The sequence below is a fragment of the Kurthia huakuii LAM0618 genome, from assembly GCF_000505545.1.
Taxonomy (GTDB): Bacteria; Bacillota; Bacilli; order Bacillales_A; family Planococcaceae; genus Kurthia; species Kurthia huakuii.
In genome coordinates this window covers 309,813-330,693 of record NZ_AYTB01000013.1, presented here as the reverse complement: position 1 = coordinate 330,693, position 20,881 = coordinate 309,813, and the positions used below count along the sequence as shown (strand labels likewise).

21 protein-coding genes and 1 pseudogene are annotated in these 20,881 nt (G+C 38.2%); 9 read left to right on the top strand and 13 right to left on the bottom strand.

Features of this window, described 5'->3' with window-relative positions; genetic code table 11:
• Positions 1-992: 992 nt before the first annotated feature.
• Positions 993-1,190, bottom strand: coding sequence for a YwbE family protein (locus V514_RS0111615; protein ID WP_029500107.1), 198 nt, complete (start codon positions 1,188-1,190; stop codon positions 993-995).
• A gap of 139 nt (positions 1,191-1,329) precedes the next feature.
• Between V514_RS0111615 and V514_RS0111610 the strand changes: the two genes are divergently transcribed.
• Both V514_RS0111610 and V514_RS0111605 read left to right on the top strand, forming a co-directional pair.
• Entirely contained in the window at positions 1,330-1,842 is a 513-nt protein-coding gene (locus V514_RS0111610) for a DNA-3-methyladenine glycosylase I (RefSeq protein ID WP_029500106.1), read from the top strand.
• Complete coding sequence (locus V514_RS0111605) at positions 1,839-2,714, top strand: VOC family protein (RefSeq protein ID WP_029500105.1); 876 nt, start codon at positions 1,839-1,841, stop codon at positions 2,712-2,714. The genes V514_RS0111610 and V514_RS0111605 overlap by 4 nt, the downstream gene beginning before the upstream one ends.
• A 70-nt stretch (positions 2,715-2,784) precedes the next feature.
• Here the strand turns inward: V514_RS0111605 and V514_RS19155 are convergent, their stop codons facing one another.
• From V514_RS19155 to V514_RS0111590, 3 genes and pseudogenes are all read right to left on the bottom strand, one after another.
• A complete protein-coding gene (locus V514_RS19155; RefSeq protein ID WP_035944707.1) occupies positions 2,785-3,144 on the bottom strand; it encodes a DUF3887 domain-containing protein in 360 nt (119 codons plus the stop codon).
• A 59-nt stretch (positions 3,145-3,203) separates the two neighbouring features.
• A pseudogene (locus V514_RS0111595) lies at positions 3,204-3,761 on the bottom strand (recombinase family protein); the annotation flags it as partial.
• 172 nt (positions 3,762-3,933) lie between these two features.
• Entirely contained in the window at positions 3,934-4,737 is an 804-nt protein-coding gene (locus V514_RS0111590; RefSeq protein ID WP_029500102.1) for a hypothetical protein, read from the bottom strand.
• A 213-nt stretch (positions 4,738-4,950) separates the two neighbouring features.
• Between V514_RS0111590 and V514_RS19795 the strand changes: the two genes are divergently transcribed.
• Positions 4,951-6,318, top strand: a complete 1,368-nt coding sequence (locus tag V514_RS19795; protein ID WP_029500101.1) for a hypothetical protein — start codon at positions 4,951-4,953, stop codon at positions 6,316-6,318.
• 304 nt (positions 6,319-6,622) lie between these two features.
• Positions 6,623-9,586, top strand: a complete 2,964-nt coding sequence (locus V514_RS0111580) for a Tn3 family transposase (protein ID WP_029500100.1) — start codon at positions 6,623-6,625, stop codon at positions 9,584-9,586.
• A 169-nt stretch (positions 9,587-9,755) separates the two neighbouring features.
• On the opposite strand, the gene V514_RS0111575 is transcribed toward V514_RS0111580, so the two are convergent.
• The 4 genes from V514_RS0111575 to V514_RS0111560 all read right to left on the bottom strand — a co-directional run bounded on the left by V514_RS0111575 (position 9,756) and on the right by V514_RS0111560 (position 12,386).
• Entirely contained in the window at positions 9,756-10,493 is a 738-nt protein-coding gene (locus tag V514_RS0111575; RefSeq protein WP_029500099.1) for a LytR/AlgR family response regulator transcription factor, read from the bottom strand.
• 82 nt (positions 10,494-10,575) lie between these two features.
• The gene (locus V514_RS19145) at positions 10,576-10,794 is read right to left on the bottom strand and encodes a hypothetical protein (protein WP_081715044.1); all 219 of its coding nucleotides are present in this window, start codon (positions 10,792-10,794) and stop codon (positions 10,576-10,578) included.
• A gap of 247 nt (positions 10,795-11,041) precedes the next feature.
• Positions 11,042-11,890 carry a DUF3298 and DUF4163 domain-containing protein gene (locus V514_RS0111565; RefSeq protein WP_029500098.1) on the bottom strand — a complete coding sequence of 283 codons (849 nt, stop codon included), beginning with the start codon at positions 11,888-11,890 and terminating at the stop codon, positions 11,042-11,044.
• On the bottom strand, positions 11,883-12,386 hold the full coding sequence (locus tag V514_RS0111560; RefSeq protein ID WP_029500097.1) for an RNA polymerase sigma factor: 504 nt from the start codon (positions 12,384-12,386) through the stop codon (positions 11,883-11,885). Before V514_RS0111560 ends, V514_RS0111565 begins: the two co-directional genes overlap by 8 nt.
• A gap of 179 nt (positions 12,387-12,565) precedes the next feature.
• On the opposite strand from V514_RS0111560, the gene V514_RS0111555 reads away from it, so the two are divergent.
• Genes V514_RS0111555 through V514_RS0111545 form a run of 3 tightly spaced genes read left to right on the top strand, consistent with a single transcriptional unit; the run spans position 12,566 to position 15,062 of the window.
• Positions 12,566-13,279 (top strand): polysaccharide deacetylase family protein, encoded by a 714-nt coding sequence (locus tag V514_RS0111555; RefSeq protein WP_235073326.1) that lies wholly within the window; start codon positions 12,566-12,568, stop codon positions 13,277-13,279.
• Positions 13,269-13,862 carry a DedA family protein gene (locus V514_RS0111550; RefSeq protein WP_029500095.1) on the top strand — a complete coding sequence of 198 codons (594 nt, stop codon included), beginning with the start codon at positions 13,269-13,271 and terminating at the stop codon, positions 13,860-13,862. Before V514_RS0111555 ends, V514_RS0111550 begins: the two co-directional genes overlap by 11 nt.
• Before the next feature lie 51 nt (positions 13,863-13,913).
• Positions 13,914-15,062, top strand: coding sequence for an MGDG synthase family glycosyltransferase (locus V514_RS0111545; RefSeq protein WP_051392462.1), 1,149 nt, complete (start codon positions 13,914-13,916; stop codon positions 15,060-15,062).
• Positions 15,063-15,160: 98 nt separating this feature from the next.
• Here V514_RS0111545 and V514_RS0111535 read toward each other — a convergent pair whose 3' ends face one another.
• Positions 15,161-15,724 carry a 5' nucleotidase, NT5C type gene (locus V514_RS0111535; protein ID WP_029500093.1) on the bottom strand — a complete coding sequence of 188 codons (564 nt, stop codon included), beginning with the start codon at positions 15,722-15,724 and terminating at the stop codon, positions 15,161-15,163.
• 76 nt (positions 15,725-15,800) lie between these two features.
• On the opposite strand from V514_RS0111535, the gene V514_RS0111530 reads away from it, so the two are divergent.
• Complete coding sequence (locus V514_RS0111530; RefSeq protein WP_327059467.1) at positions 15,801-17,138, top strand: MATE family efflux transporter; 1,338 nt, start codon at positions 15,801-15,803, stop codon at positions 17,136-17,138.
• Positions 17,135-17,497: a DUF3846 domain-containing protein gene (locus tag V514_RS0111525; RefSeq protein WP_235073317.1), complete on the top strand. Its 363-nt coding sequence runs from the start codon at positions 17,135-17,137 to the stop codon at positions 17,495-17,497. The genes V514_RS0111530 and V514_RS0111525 overlap by 4 nt, the downstream gene beginning before the upstream one ends.
• Positions 17,498-17,985: 488 nt before the next feature.
• Here the strand turns inward: V514_RS0111525 and V514_RS0111515 are convergent, their stop codons facing one another.
• The 4 genes from V514_RS0111515 to V514_RS0111500 form a co-directional block, all read right to left on the bottom strand.
• Positions 17,986-18,528 (bottom strand): hypothetical protein, encoded by a 543-nt coding sequence (locus V514_RS0111515; RefSeq protein WP_029500090.1) that lies wholly within the window; start codon positions 18,526-18,528, stop codon positions 17,986-17,988.
• A gap of 83 nt (positions 18,529-18,611) precedes the next feature.
• Complete coding sequence (locus V514_RS0111510) at positions 18,612-19,307, bottom strand: ABC transporter permease (RefSeq protein WP_029500089.1); 696 nt, start codon at positions 19,305-19,307, stop codon at positions 18,612-18,614.
• A complete protein-coding gene (locus V514_RS0111505) occupies positions 19,307-20,230 on the bottom strand; it encodes a glycine betaine ABC transporter substrate-binding protein (protein ID WP_035944705.1) in 924 nt (307 codons plus the stop codon). The genes V514_RS0111510 and V514_RS0111505 overlap by 1 nt, the downstream gene beginning before the upstream one ends.
• A gap of 12 nt (positions 20,231-20,242) precedes the next feature.
• A complete protein-coding gene (locus tag V514_RS0111500; RefSeq protein ID WP_029500087.1) occupies positions 20,243-20,878 on the bottom strand; it encodes an ABC transporter permease in 636 nt (211 codons plus the stop codon).
• Positions 20,879-20,881: the final 3 nt, after the last annotated feature.

Here is a 20,881-nt window from a genome sequence, read left to right as displayed (position 1 = left end):
TGGCGCGGTTCCGGTTTTTTGTGGCGAACGCTAAAAAAGGAGAATGAAATGTTTTGTCCCAGCTTCTTTAGCGTATAACTACTCATAGTAACAGCCTTAACTCCTATTCGAATGATGTACACGATTGCATATGTTATACATGCTAAATGGATAGACGAATATTGATTTTGACGAACGCCTTGCAAACATATTGGAGAAGCTAGGTAAACAAAGAGTCCGCTTACAAATGAATATGCTATGAAAAAATAACGACGCAGCGACACGTCATTATTTTTACGAGGTTCAAAATATTTATGTATGATACCAAGACGCTGTTCAGAAATCGCTTATCACCTCGAAAAGCGTGTTTTGAATACAACATAAATTTAACTATGCGCCATCACTAAGAAAATAAACCTAGAAAAATGCGAATTATTTGCGATAAAATGTCCGTTTCTCAAATAAGTACGACACTTGTGGCGATAGTTAATACAACTTCATAACAGGACCTTCCAAAAAACGGACAAAAAATGCCCGTTAGAGACGCGATTTTGGTTATTTTCGGTCGCTAACGGGATGTTTCAACACAGCGCTGTAACGAGATCGCTGATTTTATGGCGCAAGTTGTCGTTTTTTGAATAAATGACAACAGCGAATTTTTGACGACAAATTTCGTGTGAAAAATGCCCCTCAGAGCGTCAAAATCGACCGCTTTTGTGCTTTTTTCGGTGAAAAAGGGCAAAAGCACTTCATTAAAAATCGTAATGATTTGCTTTTTTTATCGCAAATAAAAATTTTCGTTGACAACATATGCGAGATGATTACTAAATATGGATTTTTTCGTGCGTTAATGGTCCTTGTTTGGCACTTATTCTCAAATATGTTGTATCCAAAACACGCTTCTTGAGCTCACAGCGATTTTCTGACGAGCCATCTTGTGAGACAAAGTTAATTATTTAGCTTGGCATGAATAGTACTGCTATTACATAATCACTTAGCGGTGTCGACGATTGTTATTCCGGATATGTTTTACAGACACGACCAATTTGTCCATCCGTTAAACGTACTTTAATACCATGCGGATGCGAGCTACTGTTTGTTAATAAATCTTTCACAATGCCTTGCACTGTTTTTCCGGTACGTTGATCTTTTTTAAGTACAATATCTACTTTCAAGCCACTATAAACATCTTTGCGATTTTTACCGTTCATCTAAATCCCCTCCTTACTTGGGACTTAAGTGTATCATGAACTCCCCTCTCCTTAAAATCAAACAACGATTTTTTGTTTCTGGCTTCTGATTAGAACATTCGTTCGATTTGTGGTATACTCGTATAAAGAAGGTGATGTGATGGAGAAGTTTCGTTGCAAATGGTGTGAACAGGACGATGATTTGCGCCATTATCATGATGAAATTTGGGGCACAAAGCGCGCGACGGATGAGGCGTTATTTGAAGCATTAACGCTCGAAATTTTTCAAGCAGGCTTGAAATGGGCCACCATTTATCACAAACGAGCAGGTTTTAGGCGCGCATTTGCACACTATAACATTGATGAAGTAGCACAGTTTGATGAAGCAAAAAAAGAGGAATTAAGAAAAGATGCAAGCATTATACGCCATCGTATGAAAATTGCCGCGACGATTTATAATGCTAAGCAGATTTTGATGCTTCAGCAGCAATATGGCAGCTTTCGACAATTTCTCGATACATTAACACCTGACGAACGGATTCCGGCATTACGGCAGCACTTCAAACATGTTGGCAACACGACAGCCGAAAGTTTTCTTATAGCTTGTGGGTATATTCCCGCACCGCATGAGAAACGATGTTATTTGTACGTAAAAGAGGAGGGAAAATCATGAAAAAGCTAATTACGCATTTGTGGTTTGATACAGAAGCACGCGAAGCCGCAAATTGGTACGTTTCATTATTTGATAACAGTCATATGGGGCACTCAGTCATTTTAGAAGATACGCCTTCTGGTGATGCAGAGCTTATTTCTTTTACGGTAGCTGGGCAAGAACTACAAGCCATTAATGGTGGACCTGTTTTTACATTCAATCCATCTTTTTCATTCATGGTAGCTTGTGAATCGGAACAAGAGCTTCGGACATTGCATAGCGCTTTGAGTGACGGTGGCGTGGAACTAATGCCACTAGGAGAATATCCATTTAGCTCATTGTATTGCTGGGTACAGGATCGCTATGGCTTGTCATGGCAGCTTATGCTGACAGATGAACCAGGCCTACAAAAAATCACACCAAGTTTACTCTTTTCACAACAAGTGTGCGGGAAAGCTGCCGAGGCTGCCCGCTTCTATACAGAGATTTTCAAGAACACCGCCATTATGCAAGAAAGCGCCTTTAAAGATGGCGAGGCACCTAACAAACTGGCCAAAACAGCCTACCTACGCTTTCAATTAGACAACAGTCAATTTGTTGCGTCGGACAATGGCAATGAGGCAGATTTCACGTTTAATGAAAGTGTATCGTTTATTATTAATTGTCGCGACCAACAAGAAATCGATTATTTTTGGAATCACTTATCGGCAGTACCTGAATCAGAGCAATGCGGCTGGGTTAAAGATGCCTATGGTGTCTCGTGGCAAATTGTGCCGGATTCGATGGATGAATTGTTTACAGCTACTCCTGATGAAAAAGAACGGATGACACGAGCGATTTTACAAATGAAGAAGATTGATATTGCGGAGCTTGAAGCTGCAAAAAAAGGTTAATCGTTCAAATAAAAATCCAGAAGCATAGAATAGATGCTTCTGGATTTTTGAACGCTATTGGAAATTTTCGTTATTTCACATATAATCCCGAAATTTGATTTTCTTCATTGTATGAAATAGTATACACACGTTTATCATTTTGATATTTTGCAACGAGTATAACAGTTGTCATACCATCTTTTTCTTCCACAGATTGTTTTTCTATTTTTTTAAAAGTACCTGATTTTTCAATAATTGGTTGTATTTCAGCTAATTGTGTAGCACTTAAGTTAGCTTTCATTGTAGCATCAAATTGCTTTGTAATATCAGTATACGCGCCTGCATTCAGTTTTGTTACGATGCTAGTTGCTTTGTCACTATATTTTTGGGCAGTTGCATCATCTACTTGATTTCCACAACCAACGAGGGGTCCCGTCAGAAAAATGCGGATTTACAACGTTAAGGAAAAACGGACACAAAACAAGAGCATGCACAACGTTAACTGTTGGGCTGCTCTTGTTTTAAATAGCGATAAAGTGTAGCACGACTAATCCCTGTCATTTCAACAATTTCACTCACACTATACTGTTCGGATCTATATAAATTGAGGGCTTTTTTTAGTTCACGTTCATTCACTTTCGGACGCCCACCTTGACGCCCTCTTGCTCTAGCACTAATTAGTCCTTCCTTCGTTCGTTGGACAATTAAATCACGTTCAAACTGGCTGAATGCTTGGAAAACCGTCATCATTAATTTCCCTTGTGGTGTTGAAGTATCAAAGTTTTCTTTAACGCTCAGTAGCTTAATTTCTCGTTCTTCGAAATACGCAACTAATTCAATTAAATCCTTCGTACTTCTCCCTAATCGAGAAAAGCTTTCTACGATTACCATGTCTCCTGGTCGCAATTTATCCTTCAGCCGATTTAATTCCGGACGATCTGTTTTCGTTCCAGATAATTTCTCCGTTAAAATCTCGTGGCAATTGTACTGCTTCAATAAATCTAACTGTCGATTCAATTCCTGCTGTCGTGTACTCACTCGTGCATAGCCATAAGTATAAGAAGCCATCGTTTTCCCCCTTTGATATACAAATCTATATCACAAAGGGGGCTTTTTGAAACATAGATTTTGAGCAAAGTTTTGAAACAGCATTTAGCTAGAAATACGAATGAAAATTACTGAAATGAAAACCGTCTCAAAAACAATGGCTTTTGAGACGGTTTATAAACACTTAATTATTTTAAAGGCGCACATCAATCACAGAATTATTAACGGTTGGATGTTTATAAATCTTTGAGTCATTAAATAGTGTGGCAAAATCATTCCACTTTGCACGAAGTTCATCTTGAAATTGATTCAAAACATCTTCAGGACTATTTTTTAATTGCAATTGATTTTCTTTAAAGTTCGTTAAAATTGTTTCAAAAGACTGAACGAAATTTGATTGGCTAGATAAATCTAGTTGATTATAAAAGCCAACCATCTTTTTTTCTTGTTCTTGTAATGTTTTTATTCCGGTCGTTGCGATTGTTTTCTTACCTAATGTTGGATATTTAGAGCTTAGTTTATCCATACGTTCTTGTGCAGCTTCATAGATTTTAACTTGAAAGTTCAAACCATCCTCTTGATAGCTTTTAATGGCCTTATTCATCTGGTCTTTGTATTTTTCAGGAATCAATTTATCAGCAATCAGTTGCAATTGTGCATTCGTTTGGGCACGGTCCATTACGAAATAATCACCTGTACCACCTTTTGGCTTTTCAATACTTTTCTTTATCAACATATCGATTTTTCTCTTCTCATCTAAGCTCAGTTCATCCATATCCTTAATAAAATTGAAGTGAGCCATTTCACCTGTAACATTTACTTTAATTTCTGATGGATTTATTGAAGCATTTCCTCTGTTCGTGATAGTAGAGTTATTTTTTATGCTTACTTTTGCTTGTTCTTCAATTTGTTTTAATTCCTTATTCTTAATTAATGAATGATTTTTTAATGACATAGAATGTGCCAAATTTAACTTCTTATTGTTTAAAATATTCAAATCCTCTCATCTCCTTTCTTAATTTTACTATCGGTCTCCTTTTAATTTTGTTAATATTACCCTTTCGAGTGTTAAAAATATCCAAATTTAATTTTAGTTTCGGATAATTAATGTATTATTTTTACTTTTTTGTTATAATTTATATTGTATTCAAGTTTATCTGGAAGATGTTCAAACTGAATACGAATAAACCAAGATAAAGGAGAATGTAGCATGAAAAAAATTATTATGGCTTCTCTTGTAGCGGTTTTGATGATACCGTCTCTAGCCTTTGCTAGTGATAATAGTACATCATCCAATACACTTTTGACAGATGTAAACATACAAGAAGTCAAGAAAACAGAAGATAACGAAATTAAAGTTATTGAAAAAAAATCTAACATCGTAGAAGTAGAGCAAAGAACATTAGATACTAGTAATGCAATTAATATTAATACAAAAAAGGAAATGGAAGAAAAATTAGTTAATCCTTTAAAGACAAATAGGATGCAGTCTGAGGATTCTCAAATTAGTTCATATTCATTAAGTCCAGATTTGGTATATACGGATCTTATTACAGAGGAAGGACAAGTTAATGCTTATGAATATACAGTAACTTCACCAGGGAAATTAACGGTTTATCTGGAAACTATCGCTTCTACTTCGGTAGATTATAATTTACATGTTTTCAAACTTAATGAATCAACAAACGAACTTGAAGAACAAGTTTCATCTACATATGGTCCAGGTGTACATGAACAAATTAGTAAGATTGTTGAAGTTGGAACATACTATATTCTTGTCCAATCAGTTCAAGGATTTGACGCTGTTAATCCTTATGCTTTTATTATCAAGCATTCTGCTACTTATAGTGAAAATGAGCCTAATGATAATATTTGGCAAGCGAATTCATATACAAATACTCTTTATACAAGAGACACAATAGATAATGGGTTTGATACGGACTGGTCATATCTAAATATTACGTCTAGTAAAGAACTTATTGTAAACATGCGTTCTTTATCATCAAATTACCAAATCGATTTTTTTGATACAAACCTTAATTATTTACTAACGTTGAATCCAAATGTAAATTACTCTATTAATTTCCCTGCGGGTCAATATTTGATTCGTATAACACCTCTTTCTACAGACACATTAAATCAAGAATATGTATTTAGTGTACAAGAGCCTGTTACTTCTACTGCTAATGCAACAATTACATCTATTACTTCTGATGGCGGTGTCCAAGGGAAAGTCGACTATGGTTATGGAAGGTACTGGCGTATTAAAAGCAATATTACTGTAAATGGGCAACTTAAAAATGCTAATGGCACATTAGCCAAAAATGCTCCTGTTACAGTAGCAGTAGTCCGCACTATTAACAATACAGTACATTCAAATACTGGGTATACAGATGGTTCAGGAAATTTCAGTATTTCAATTAATAATATTGGACCTGCTGCTGGAAATTATTCTTTCTATAATATTTCAAGCACACATTATTACGACATTATTCCATTGTTAGTGTTTTCGGGTAATAATGAAGTGAACTCTAGTGAAAGTATTCTATATCACTTTGCTTATTCAATGTATAATTAACTTGAACTCTCAATTAAACCTATTAGGTAAGTAAGACCGAATTATAAAAATAGTGTACCTTTCTGGTACGCATAATAAATAGCCATTAATCCAGAATTTCGGATTAATGGCTATTTTCACATGTCAATTAATTCAAATTTATACAAGTTCTCAGAAACATAAATAACGTAATTTAAAAGAAAGAAAATAACATAAAGCACATTTTAGTTAATTTTATAAATCCTTAACTTTTGATGACGATGGAACATTAAAATGGTTTAAACTATTTTAATGTGAAAAATAAAATGACGGAAGTTGATAGAAAATGAAAATTTCAAGAGGAAGAGAATTATTAACTGACAATCAACGAAATGAACTCATGCAAATCCCAACGGATGAATCGATTTTAGGGACATACTATACGTTTTCAGAGCAGGATTTAGCCATTATTTTAAAACGAAGACGTGAAGACAATCGCTTAGGCTTTGCTGTGCAGCTTGCGGTTTTACGCTATCCGGGATGGTCCTATACGCACCTTAAAAGCATCCCACATAGCGTTATCCAGTACATCGCTCAACAAATCAATGTCCCAGCAGCAGCCATTCATTCTTATGGGCAAAGGGAAAATACATTATGGGATCACTTAAAGGAAATTCGTAAAGTGTACGGTTATCAAGAATTCACAAGTAAGGAATATCGACAGCTTTCCAAGCACCTGCTGCTTCTAGCCTTAGAGAACGGAGATTCGATGTATTTATTAAATGCATGCTTTGAATACTTACGCCAACAGAAAATCATTTTCCCTGCTTTAACAACGCTTGAACGGGTTGTATGGGAAACACGTGACCGAGCTGAAGAAAGGATATTTAATCGGATTTATCATGCATTAACACTTACGCAAATAGAAAAATTAGAAACATTGATTGTACCAACGAGTGCAACCGAATCCAATAAAACACCACTTGGCTGGCTGAAAGAGCCGATGGGGTTCCCTTCACCAGATACCTTTTTAAAAGTCATTGAACGGATAGAATTTATACGAGATATGGCGTTAAATGACCGTTCATTACATACGATTCATCGAAACCGATTAAGCCAGCTCGCTCGACTTGGAACACGCTATGAGCCGTATGCATTTCGTAATTTTAAAGAAAACAAACGCTACGCCATTTTAGTTGTGTACTTGCTGGAGCTAGCACAAGAACTAACCGATAAAGCCTTTGAAATTCATGACCGACAAATTTTGAGCTTATTATCAAAAGGGCGTAAAGCTCAAGAAGAAATCCAACGAAAAAACGGCAAGAAATTAAACGAAAAAATTATTCATTTCACAAACATTGGGCAGGCACTTATTAAGGCAAAACAAGAGAACCTGAATGTTTTTGAAGTATTAGAATCCGTTTTAAAGTGGGACACATTTGTTACGTCCATTGAAGAAGCAAAGGAGCTTGCACGACCATCGGATTACGATTATTTAGACTTATTGCAAAAACGCTTTTACGCTCTTCGTAAATACACACCAACGCTGCTGCGTGTGCTTGATTTTCGTTCAACAAAAGCAAATGAACCTTTACTAGAAGCCGTTGAGCTATTACGTGAGATGAACGATGCTGGGAAACGAAAAGTACCTATTGATGCACCTATCAACTTTATTTCTGCACGATGGAAAAAGCATTTATATGAGGAAGACGGCTCCATTAATCGTCACTATTATGAAATGGCTGTTTTAACTGAATTACGTGAGCACGTACGAGCTGGGGATATTTCCATTGAGGGAAGTAAGCAATACCGAGATTTTGAGGAATATTTATTTACAACTGAACAGTGGCAAACTGACAAACAACAAACGCGACTCGCTGTCCCTATTGCTTTTGAAGAGTACTTGCAAGAGCGAATGGCAAGCTTAGAGGAACGTTTGAAATGGTTAACCACGAATTTAAAAGACTTAGATGGCGTTTCACTTGAAAAAGGACGCTTATCGTTAGCACGATTAGAAAAAGATATTCCAGCAGAGGCACAAGCGTATAGCGCAAGTTTATATAAGCTGTTACCACGTATCAAATTAACCGATCTCTTAATGGACGTTGCACATTTAACAGGCTTTCATGAGCAATTTACACATGCTTCATCAAATCGGAAACCTGACAAAGAGGAAACCGTGTTGCTCATGGCTGCTTTAATCGGCATGGGGACAAATATTGGTTTAAGTAAAATGGCTGATGCAACACCAGGTGTAACCTATAAACAATTGGCCAATGTCGCTCATTGGCGTATGCATGAAGATGCAATGAATCGCGCACAAGCGACCTTAGTGAATTATCAGCACCGGTTGAAAATGGCTTCGTATTGGGGGGACGGCACAACATCTTCCTCCGATGGCATGCGTATGCAAGTAAGCGTTTCTTCCTTACACACAGAAGCCAATCCACATTATGGCACAGGAAAAGGCACAACCATTTATCGCTTTACAAGTGATCAGTTTTCATCCTATTACACTAAAATTATTCATACCAATTCAAGAGATGCCATTCATGTGTTAGATGGCTTATTACATCACGAAACAGATTTAACGATTGAAGAGCATTACACCGATACAGCGGGCTATACCGATCAAATTTTTGGCTTAACGCACCTATTAGGCTTCAAGTTTGCGCCAAGAATTCGAGATTTATCAGATGCCAAGCTATTTACTTTTAAACAAACGAAAGAGTATCCCAAATTAAATGCGCTCTTACGTGGTCAAATTAACACAAGAATCATTCAGGAAAATTACGAAGAATGCTTGCGTTTAGCACACTCTTTACGTGAAGGAACGGTGTCTGCCTCGCTCATCATGGGCAAGCTAGGATCTTATGCAAGACAAAATAGTTTGGCCACAGCTTTAAGAGAAATGGGACGAATTGAAAAAACAATTTTCATTTTAAATTATATTTCAGATGAGTCATTACGAAGGAAAATTCAAAAGGGCTTGAACAAAGGTGAGGCAATGAATGCGCTAGCACGTGCGATTTTCTTTGGGAAACAAGGTGAGCTGCGAGAACGAACAATGCAGCATCAATTACAACGTGCCAGCGCCCTAAATATCATTATTAACGCCATTAGCGTGTGGAATACGATTTATTTAACGGAGGCACTTGAACACCAAAAGAGCCAAGGACATTTCAAAGAAGAACTATTACCTCATATTTCTCCACTCGGTTGGGAGCATATTAATTTCTTAGGTGAATACCATTTTAGGTCAGAAAATAGCCACAATCCAAGGGAACTTCGCCCATTACGAATTCCTTAACGTTGTTAAAATAGGCGTTTCCGTCAGAAAAAATCCCTTAACGTTGTAAATCCGCATTTTTCTGACGGGACCCCAACAAGAATATGTCGCATTGAGCAGTGTCGATTTACTAACCAATAAAAAAAAGAAAGATGACATACCCCTCGCATAAACCATAAAATGATGAGCATTATTTTTCTTCCTCTTTTAATTTTTTTTGAAAGTAGTGTATCATACGACGAGAAACAGGGACGGTTTTTCCGGTTTTCAACATCAATTGTTGGGTTGTTTTTTCTATACGTTCAATCTGTCGACAGTTAACGAGAAAAGATTTATGACAGCGGATTAATCGTTCGTCGATGAGCTCAATTTCTTTTAGCGTGCCATAAAACTGAATGATTTGAGTAGTTGTAATAAGGCTTAAACGATGGGGTTCATCAGTCATAATATATTCTACGGTTTCAAATGGCACCTTTACATGACTAAAGCGATTTTCAATAATAAGAAAATCTTCTGCAATAATGTTATTATTTCGTATTTGGTAATGCTTCAATGTTTCTTTTAATAATTGCTGGCGTTCTATTAACGGCATGTTTTTATCAATAAATGTTAAAGCAGATACCATGTATTGGTATGAGATCGGGGCAAGTTCTGCATGAGTAGTAATAAAAACAATAATACCGTGCGGATCAAGATTTCTGATTTCCTGTGCTACATCAAGTCCTTTACGTAGTTCATTTTTTATTTCAATATCTAGAAAGTAAATAGGTATGTATGTACACTGTGCAATCTGTTCTAAAATTTCATTTGGCTTACTAGTTACTTCAATAAAGTCATACGGAATGTTTAACTTTTGTACTATGTTTAATATTTGACTCTTCAAATATTGTCCTTGCATAATATCATCTTCTAAAATAAAAATACTCATGACTATATAACCTCCATTTTTAACATATCATAAATAAGTAATATATTGGGGTAATTTACAAAAATAATAATAGTCCTAAAACTTAGGCTACTGAAATTTGAACACCGAATACAAGTAAAAACCACAATACATAGATGGCAACTAAAGTGACTTTCCACCCATTAGCTAACACCTTTTTAGCGATTTCTTCGTAGCGTTCATCTAAACATCTACTTTGAGCAGCCTTTTTTCGTCCGTATACTAAGCCAAATAAGCCACTAGTAAGTCCTAATAGTATGCCTGAAAATGCCATTAAATTCATAATTCACAGCCTAAAGGTAACTTTAAATATTGATTTATGTAAACATTCCCCTTAATTAACTGGATGTGTATAATTAAATGAAATTTAGAACTATACGAAAAAGTCGAGAATGTTGATTTAACAACGTTCTCGGCTCTTAGTATAGCAAGAATTCGAGCATTTTCCACTCCAAGACAGCTCACTGATCATGCATATGGTTATCCGCATTCTTTTGACGATACTCTTGTCTAGCGACTCTTTTTCTTTACTATTGAATATAACGATTTCCCACTAAAATCGATTGAATGACTTTTGTTGGAATGACAAATTGAACAGCTCCCATATATCCGGGTGCCACGTCATATTCATCAAATGAAATGACTAGCTTTCCTTTATCATTAATATAGAATTGCTGATTGTCGTTGATTTTTTTGAAACTATCAACCAGCTCATCTTGCTTATCGACAAAATAAACCTTACTGTCATCGGCGTTCATTTGCGCGCGCATTTGATGAATAATTTCCGCACTAATCACATCGACATAAGACGTATCTTTAAAGAGGCTTGGCAACGTAATAAGCGCTTCATTTTTCGTGTCAAGTATCACATAACGTTTTTGTTCGTATCCTGATGCTGCAATGTGTAGAATGGTTTGCTCAATCGATAAGATGCCATTACGGTCGGTTATCGTTTGATAGTCGCTATCAACGGCAAAATGACCTTTTTTCTGCTCGTATTCTTTATAAAGTTTTTCGCTCGTTGCTTGGTAATCGGCATTGATATTCCTTTCAAGCGTTTGATTTTCCATACCTTTAAGTTCGGGCGTTCTGACGTCGATGGTTGTAGAGTCGTGCCCTTCCTTAACTTCATCAAAAGTCACCACTTCGACGATTTCTTTTACACCAGGAATTTTTGATAATGTATCTGCTGCAGCTGAGCTCAAATTGACGGATGCAACAAAAATGGCGGCAGCTGCGACTAGCGTTGTCATCGGGCCTACAAAGCGTTTTTTTGCTGGCTTCTTTTCAGCTAATGCTTCTGCTACGATTGCATCAAGCTCCGCAGGAATCGGTATATTTTTGTATTGCTCTTTTAAATCCTCTATTTTTTTATTCATGCACGGTTCCCTCCATTATTTCAACACGTAATAATTTTAATCCGCGATATAGTCGCGTCTTCACTGTATTGATATTTTCGTCAACAATTTCTGCAATTTCATCGAGTTTTAAATCTTCAAAATAGCGCAAAACGATAATCGTACGATAAGCAACAGGCAAGCGTTCGAGTGCTTCATGTAAATCGATATCTTCATAGTGGTCTTCAGCACCACTTTGCAAATAACAGAGCGTCTCGTCATCGGTAACCGTTACACGCTTATGTTTGCGCAAAAAATCGATGGAGGTGCGCACAACGATTTTATAAAACCAACTTTTCATCGAGTCAATTTGTTCTAATCGTTCAAGCGCAAGTAGGCCTTTTTGTATGGCGTCTTGCACAATATCAAGCGCATCTTGTTGATTTTTAACGTAGCTATAGGCTAAGCGATAAAAATCTTCTCTATAATCCGTCACACATGCCACAAACTGCGCACGTGCCTCGTTTTTTTTTGTCATGTATAGGAGCTCCTTTACCAAACTAGTTCGCACAATAGACGTCTTGTTCCCTTAAAAAAGTTTTCAGTTTATCACAATTTTTTCAAAAATCGATTGAAAAATAACGTATTCAACGAAATAATGGAATACAAGGACACCTTTTTACAGGAAGTTCGTTCTAGTTTTATGAGGGGTTGGTTATGATGAAAAAAATAATGGCAGCGGCAATTGGACTCGTCGCTGCTTACACAGTGTTACCGACAGTGTTTACGCGTAGTACTTCTTATGGCATCGTGCAAAATAATGGGATGCCCGGAATTATGCTGACGTTCGATGACGGCCCTAATCCGCAATATACACCGCAGCTGTTGGATCTTTTAAAGCGTTACGATATAAAAGCGATTTTCTTTGTCGTTGCTGAAAAAGCAGAACGTCATCCAGAGCTGATTAAGCGGATGCAACGAGAAGGTCATGTCATTGGCTTACATCACTATACCCATGTGAATAGCTATTTGTTATCACCTGTTGGCCTTTATCGCGAATTAGAGCATGCAAAAGATGTCATCGAGCAATTAACACATGAGGCGATTACACTGTATCGACCTACGTATGGACATATTTCATTAGCCACATTACCTGTAGCGCGAAAATTGGATTTAACGCCTGTGCTCTGGTCAGGTATTTTTGGTGATTGGAAAATTCAAACGTGTCAAACAACATTGTTACAAAAACTTCATGCAAAGCGCCAAGACGGGGCGATTTATGTCTTGCATGATTGTGGACAAAACCGCGGGGCAGATGACGCTGCTCCAGCCTATATGCTGCACCAATTATCGCAGTTTCTTCATCAGGCTACGCTTTCGGGTCAGCAGTTCACAGATTCGAAAGTGTGGTTAGCAACGCATGGACACTAATCACGTATTATCACTCGTTGAAAGCTATGGTCCATTAATTATTTTTATTTCGTTATTTTTTGGTGTCGTTGGGATTCCGGCACCAGAGGAAACATTGGTCGTCATTATCGGCATTTTAATTCATGAGCACACATTACCAGGGCTCCCATCGATTCTTGCGGCTTTCTTCGGCGTATTCATCGGTTTCTTATCAAGCTATGTTGTCGGTCGCTATGCAGGTGCGCCGGTCTTTCAAAAAGTGACGAAATTAATGAAAATGAGCGATTTTAAAGTAAAAGCATTTCAAGAAAAATATGAAGCCAACTACAAAAAAGCGCTCCTTATTGGCCTATTTATCCCCGGAGCGCGTCAAATTAATCCTTATTTAGCTGGTATTTCAAAAATTTCATTTGTACCGTATGTCATCGTAAGTTTAATTGGTACCACAATATGGGTAGTGCCTTTTATGGCGCTTGGATACGCAACCGCAAATGTTATTTCAATTCGTTATGAATATTTACCGTTTATCGGTATTTTTATTGGTCTTGCCTTCATTTTATTTTTCTTTGTTAAGCATAAACGAAAACAGGCATTAAAAAAATAACTTCACCTAACTATTGTCGCACTTTATTTGGACGTAAAGGACGTGTTAATTATGATTTTAATTTTACCATTTATGCAAATGCAATCAGGGCATCATCAAGTTGCTGATGCCATTGCAGCTCATATAAAAAAGCAAGACCCAGCGCAAGAAGTTGAAAAGCTCGATATTTTTAATTACACATTTCCGCGTATTGAAAAAATGATTTCGCGTATTTATTTAGCTTGGATTCAAAAGCATCCCGTATCATATAGTAAATTTTATGCGAAGCAATTTAATCAACAAACGTATGACTTCAAACCATTTTCACCATGGGAAAATTTAATGGAACAAACGCTTGAACGTATTATTTTAGAAAAAAAGCCAGAAGCGGTTATTTGTACGCATAGTTTTCCTTCACATGCGGTTGGAAATTTGAAAGTAAAAGGGCATATTTCAGTACCAGTCATCAATGCGTATACCGATTTCTTTGCTGGTGGTGTGTGGGCAAAGGCTGGCATCGATCTGCATTTAGTACCATCTAAAGCGGTTGGTGAACAGTTAAAAACAAATTTTGATATTGCATCTGAACGTATTTTAATTTCAGGGATTCCGGTACATCCATCAATGACGCGCATCGCACAGCGTAAACATTCGCCATCAAAACATTTGCTTTTAGCGGGCGGCAATAGTGGCTTAGGCGATATGGCATCGCTAACTGAACAATGTCGTGCTTATCCGGATACGCAATTTTCCGTATTATGTGGCAATAACAAACAATTATATGAAAAAATTAAAGCGTCTGCTTTGCCAAATGTTACGCCTCTCTCTTATATTTCCAGTCGTGAAGATATGAATGCATTGTATGAACAAGTCGACGGTCTTATTACAAAACCTGGTGGCGTTACAATTTCTGAAGCTTTTGTAAAACGTGTGCCGATTTTTGTATCATCCGTGCTTCCGGGTCAAGAACAAATTAATATGGATTATTTAGTACCTAAGCAGCTCGTTTATGCACTCGATTCTTCAAAGCCAGCGATTGCGCAAGTAATGACGGTGCTTGAGGATCAACTTCAATATGCGCGTTTTGAACGAGCGATTGCACAGTATGAGCAAGATATTGAGCTTAATACAGAGCGCTTTATCGAACAAGTTCTTCATATTTTGCCATATGACCATATTCAGCCGCGAAAACGCTTCAACAAAATGGCGTTATTATCTTAAAAAAAGAGGTTCAGCCAATGAAAAAAGCGAACGATATGATGGAAATTCACTCCGAAGATTCATCAGCGTTCGCTTTTTGTCGTTATTTAATGGAAATTTTATTTTAGTTCTGTCTCGGCCTCTTTGTATTTTTCAAGCTCAGTCATAAAGAATTTTTCAAGTTCTAACCAATCGTTCACGCGAATTGGGTATGCCGAATGTTCATTATGTGGCGCTGCAAACATAACACCTGTATTTTTAAAACGATTTAATTGTAACTCGGTATCATCAACTAAATAATCGGCATGAATAACACTTTTATCACCGCAGAAAACATAATGATGTTGCGGAATTGTCGGGAAAAATTGCTGCAACCATTCAAATTTTGCCATAAATGATGGTGGCACTTCCATCGCCGCTGTTGCAATATAAATTTCATAGTGTTCACTTAAGCGTTCAACGACCTCGACGCTATGTGGCATAACCGGTAAATCGCGGAAAAATGATGGATCGCCGTAATATTCATACAATGCGTGTGGTGCGGCTTCATCAAGCTCAGGTAGACGTTTCCCAACAACATCGTCCTTCGTATAATTTTTATTGTACTCTTCATTGAAGCGGCTTAAAAATTTTGCGACCAAATCCGCCATCACTTGGTCCATATCAAGTGCAATACGTTTCATTAAAAAAACCTCGCCTTCTACATTCTACTCTAAAGGCTCTCGACGAAAAGAGCAACTATTGTGCTATACTTTTAACATGATGGAAAAATTACAACTTGAGCATTACAATACGCGTAAGAAAAAACTGCGCGCCATTCTTGTTATGGGGATTCCAGCGATGTTTGAAAATGTTTTACAAACACTCGTCGGTTTTGTCGATACATTATTTGTCTCAAAAGTCAGTTTAGACGCCGTCACAGCGGTGAGTATTGCCAATGCGATTATCGCCATTTATATGGCCATCTTTATGGCAATTGGTGTCGGTGCCTCGTCACTAATTGCGCGCTATTTAGGCGCTGACAACTTAGTTCAAGCAAAACAAACAGCAAAACAATCCACACTACTTGCGATTGTGTCAGGCATTTTGTTTGGTATCGCCACACAGTTTTTTGCTGAAAATATGCTACGTGTCATGGGCGCAAGTGAAGCGATTGTTGCGCTTGGTGCTATTTATTTACGCATCGTTGGGATTCCAGCGCTGTTCATCTCATTAACGATGGTGCTCGCAAGCGTCATTCGAGCAACCGGGAATACAACGACGCCACTTAAAATTAGCTTTTTATTAAATATCGTCCATATCGCACTGGATTATGTATTTATTATTGTACTTGATTGGGGTGTGGCCGGCGCTGCTTATGCAACGGTCGTTATTCGCATTGCCAATAGTTTATGGCTTTACTATGCGGTACAGAAAACGTTGCTTCGCTTTCAGTGGCAGAGCCCGAATGATCGCACACTGATGAAACAGCTTATTACGTTATCGACACCAGCAGCGGCAGAGCGCCTCATTATGCGCGTTGGACAAGTTGTTTATTTTGGTCTCATTATTAAAATTGGTGCTGACACGTATGCGGCACATATGATTGCTGAAAATATTGAAGCCTTTACGTTTATGCCCGGCTACGGTATGGCCGTTGTCGCGACAACCTTTGTTGGTGCAAGCATTGGCGCAAAGCGTTTGAACGACGCATTTGAATACGGCGTCCTGTCAACAGCTGTGACGATTGTCGTCATGTCGATACTAGGGGTACTAATGTTTATTTTTTGTCCGTGGATGGCACGTTGGTTTACCGATGACCCGGTCGTCATTGACCAAATTGTCACCGCACTACGCATTGATGCCTTTGCACAGCCTGCTGTAGCAATGAGCTTCGTCTTAGCTGGTGCGCTACAAGGTGCCGGTGATACGAAAACACCGATGTATTCAACGGCTGTAGGTATGTGGGGCCTGCGCATTGTTGGTGTCTACGTTCTTGGAATTATGCTTGATATGGGCATTGCTGGCGTCTGGCTCGCATTATTAATCGATTTATATGTTCGATCTGTATTTTTATGGATTCAATTTAGAAAGAAAACACTTAGGGGGAATGAATGATGCATTACATTATCGCAACAGATCAAGGGGTTCAAATGATGTCAAAAGAGGGGCAGCTTGATTTTACGTGGGCATTAGACCAACTTGGCTTAGAGGAGCGCAAACTTACACCCGTTAGTTTACATGACGTCGTACCAAATGTCGTACTATTTTGTGATGAAGAGGCACAGTACGACCAACAAGGTTTTTCATTTCGTATTGCGGCCGATGAGGACAAATTTACAATGCGCGTGTTTGGGCCATTTATCGTTACAGCACTAAATAATGCGGCGACAGATTTTTATGGCTTATCAGATGAACAATTAAGCATTTTACAAATGAAATTAACGATTCAACCATTTGAAGAATTTAAGGTATAACAAAAACAGAAAGTGCATGATCGCACTGAACCACTAAACTGGGACAGTGAAAAAGACACTTCTTTTAGCTAAACTTGACGGACGCTTTCCTGGGGCATGGCTGAAGCCTCCTTGCTCGCAAGCTCGCGGGGTCTTCCACTCATACTAGTCCCCTAGGAGTTGCCGTCAAATTGTTTTTTCACCACCTTTTTTCGGTATGCAACTGAAGAAAGGTGGTTTAACTTTGCCAAAATTCGCGTATGCTTGAACGGTTTGAACGACAACGTCATTTGTTGTGCTAAAAGCCTTTTAAGATAGAATGTTTCAATGATAACGCCTTTTTCTTTGACTGCTTGCTAAATGCAACGTATTTGCCAATTTCATGTCCATTACTTTTATGGTTTTTGCCCATCAAAAAACACCTCTAAAGTTTTAATACTCTAGAAGTGTCTTTCTCTTTAATAATGGCTTCGTTTTTTAAGTCAGGCAGGCATCGCACTTCCTGTTTTTTATTTCGTATGAGCGACAACATCAACAAAAACATCGCCTGCTTTAATTTTTGAAAGGTCGCGTTGTTTATACACCCCGTCTGCTTCCAATTCTGCCGAAAAAACCATCTGCTCGTTTTGAGATGCTTGGTAACTACTAATTAATACGGCTTTCTCGCCTATTTCTTTTTGTGGATAAAAAACATTTTGCCCCCATTGTGTGAAATTTTTACCTATGTTCAACGTCAAATAATCCGCCCTAAAATTTAAGGTGTTTCCTTGTGGCTGAAATCCTAGCGTAATAATGCCCGAACTTTCTTCGCCATTGTCTTTTGAATAGACGAGTTTATTTTTCGTCAAGCCATCTTGATACAAGTAAATGTCGAGCACTAATTCCTTGCCAGGTTCGACTTGATAATCTAGGAAGTTACTTGGCGTCATATTCGATGTCTCGATGATCGCTTCTTCTTTTTTTGTAAATGTTGTTTGTGACACCATTGTTTGTTGCCCACAAGCTGAGAGTAGTAATGTGGCCGCCCCAACGATTGCGAATAATTTTTTCATATGTATCCCTCCATCCCCCCCATATTATAAACAATATTTGGAAAAATAAAAAGAACCACGTCAATGCGTGATTCTTTTTATCGTTAATTTTCTAACGATTGTACTTCAGGTGTCGCCACTTTTTTATGACGTTTCACCGGATCTAGACGACGTTCAATAAAGCTTAAAACAATGTCGGCAATAACGGCCATTAGTGCTGTTGGAATCGCACCGGCTAAAATAATCGCTGTACCGTTTGTCGCATTGGTGCCGCGAATAATAATATCGCCTAAACCGCCAGCCCCGATAAATGCGCCAATCGCTACAACGCCAATCGCCACAACAAGTGCAATACGTAAGCCACCAATAATTACCGATAGTGATAGCGGTAATTCAATCATATAGAGCACTTGGCTACGCGTCATGCCCATTCCTTTACCAGCATCGATTAAATCGTTATTAATATTCGTAATCCCTGTGTACGTGTTTTTAATAATCGGAAGCAGCGCATATAAAAATACCGCTACAATAACTGTCGGACGCCCAAGCCCCATACCGAGCATTAAAATCGCGAGCAATGCGAGTGCTGGAATCGTTTGAATAATATTAGCAATCGTAATAATCGGCCCTGCTAACTTGCCATATTTCGCAACGACGACGCCAATTGGAATTCCGACAATCGCTGCGAGTAATACGCCGTAAATGGACGTTAAAAAGTGTTGTAGAAATAAGATTAAGACATACGAGCCGTTTTCAGAGAGGTAGTAAATAAATTGTTCGAATGTATTCATATCTGCCATTACGACTCGCCTCCTTTGTCCTGTTCAAAATAATTATGCTTTTTCAAGAAGCGCTCTGCTACAATGGAAGGCTCGATTAAATCATTATCCGCTTCATAGTTTAACTTTTGCATATCATCTGTTGAGATTTGACCAATTAAGCGCTCAATGGCGGCTTTCACTTCAGGTTTTTTTTCAAGCAATTTATCGGTTGCTAGTGGACTTGCATCATATGGCGGGAAAAACTGCTTATCATCTTTTAATACGACTAAATCATAGCTACTAATACGCCCATCTGTTGTATAACCTAATACAACGTCCATTTTTCCTGCTTGCAGCGCATCATAAACAAGACCAATTTGCATCGGATACACTTTTTTAAAGTCAAAACCATATGCTTTTGTGAAGCCTTTATAGCCATCGCCCTCACGGTTAATCCACGATGTATCAACACCGGCCTGTAAATTTTTCGCTATTTTCCCTAAATCACTAACCGTTTTTAAATTGTATTTTTCAGCCATGTCCTTTGTTACTAAAAAGGCATACGTATTTTCAAAACCATATGAGTCAAAATACGTTTGGTCGAAGCGCTGTTGTGTTAATTTTTTTACGGTTTCAAGTGCCTTTACAGGGTCCGAAATCGGCTCTTCGCCAAGCGCCCCCGTTAAATCAGTCCCGGTATAACGCGTCGCCGAAATATTAGCATCACCGTTAAGCATCGCTTGGTGAAGCGTCGTACTCGTTCCTAAATTGTTAATCATCTCAACTTCTTCATCTGTATAATGCTCAATCATATCGCGTAGCATATACGCCATAATTGAGCTTTCGGTTGTTGCTGCCGAGGCAATCGTGACTTGATCGCCTGATTCGACAGCATTTTGACTTGAGCATCCCGCTAAAACGAGTAGGATACTACAAGCTAACAATGCTATAAGCTTTTTCATTATCCTTCCCCCTTATCGTTCGACACGCAAGCCTTTTGGTGTCACCCATTTTTCGACGCGGCTTAAAATAAAATCAACGATGAGCGCAAGTGCCGTAACAAGTACTGCCCCCGCTACGATGTAGTCTGTTTGATATAAGTTTAAACCGTTAAAAATGAAGTCTCCGAGCCCACCAGCACCAATATATGATGCCAGTGTTGCCCATGAAATGGCATACACAGCCGATAAACGAATCCCAGCCATAATAACTGGAATTGCGAGTGGTAGCTCGACCATATAAACCGTTTGCCAACGCGTCATACCCATACTCGTGCCGGCAGCGACTAAATTTGAATTGACCGATTTCATGCCAAGGTATGTATTGTTTAAAATCGGTAGTAATACGTAAATAAATAATGCGATAATGGCAGGAACGACACCTACACCTAAAAACGGAATCATTAACGCTAAAATTGCGAGTGATGGTAACGTTTGAAGGACACTTGTAATCGATAACACAACTTTTGCTACTTTTGTCGTTTTCGATAATATAATGCCGACCGGGACGGCTACAATAATGCCAAGCCCCAGTGCAATTAGCGAGATGTAGAGATGTTCCCATGTTTTCGTTAGCATATCGCTACTATTAGCTTGAATAAATTCCATCATGGA